This window comes from Aeromicrobium sp. PFPM2_SD2, from assembly GCF_057364525.1.
Genome location: NZ_JBNFNZ010000855.1, coordinates 1 through 490, shown reverse-complemented (window position 1 = coordinate 490; position 490 = coordinate 1). Strand labels below are relative to the sequence as shown.

The following is a 490-nucleotide window of genomic DNA, read 5'->3' as shown; positions in this document are numbered from 1 at the left end:
CGCCGCCCCGGAGGCGTCCGCGAGCGCGTCCGGCCTGCGCGTCGACCCGCACGCCCGCCGGGTCTGGGTCGGCGACGGCGAGGTCGTGCTGACGGTCAAGGAGTTCGACGTCCTGGCCCTGCTCGACGTCGACCGCGGCGCCGTCGTCACGCGCGAGCGGATCATGGACGAGGTCTGGGACGAGAACTGGTTCGGCTCGACCAAGACGCTGGACACCACGCTCGGCCGGCTGCGCCAGAAGCTCGAGGAGCACGCCGCGCCCGCCCGCATCGTGACCGTCCGCGGCGTCGGCTTCCGGCTCGAGGACGACGCCGCGGATGCGTGAGCGTCTCGTCGTCACGCTGGTGGGGATGACCCTCGCGGTCATCGCCCTGTTCGGCGTGCCCCGGGCGTACGAGACCGCCCACCTCGTCGCCGACCAGGAGCGCGAGGCGGTCGGCCGCACCGTCGGGCTCACCGCCACGGCGGTCGAGGCGAGGCGCGCGAGCGG

Annotated in this window: 1 protein-coding gene; it reads left to right on the top strand. The window is 74.9% G+C overall.

What is annotated here, in order from left to right:
* A partial coding sequence (locus tag AC2W7G_RS18490; protein WP_485869713.1) for a winged helix-turn-helix domain-containing protein occupies positions 1-325 on the top strand: 325 nt, incomplete at its 5' end.
* Positions 326-490: the final 165 nt, after the last annotated feature.